1 protein-coding gene is annotated in these 213 nt (G+C 26.3%); it reads right to left on the bottom strand.

Features of this window, described 5'->3' with window-relative positions; translation table 11 throughout:
- A partial coding sequence (locus HMPREF3241_RS10495) for a permease (protein WP_256323894.1) occupies nucleotides 1-212 on the bottom strand: 212 nt, incomplete at its 3' end.
- Nucleotide 213: the final 1 nt, after the last annotated feature.

The raw sequence follows: 213 nt of genomic DNA, 5'->3' as shown, positions 1-213 counted from the left end.
ATTGGAATAGTTGAACAAGAACAAAATGGTGTAACAGCACCAAACACCATACCTAATATGTAATTGACAGCTTTATTAGGTTTGCTCAAAAGCTTTTTAATTTTTTCTTCTGAAACAACTTGTTGAATCAGACTTACTATAAAACTCACTACTATAAATAGTAATAATAATTCAAAAAATAACATCAGAAATGTTTTTATGAATTCCATAATT

This window comes from Staphylococcus sp. HMSC34G04 (assembly GCF_001838765.1).
GTDB classification, from domain to species: Bacteria; Bacillota; Bacilli; order Staphylococcales; family Staphylococcaceae; genus Staphylococcus; species Staphylococcus epidermidis.
This window is presented reverse-complemented; position numbering and strand designations above follow the sequence as displayed.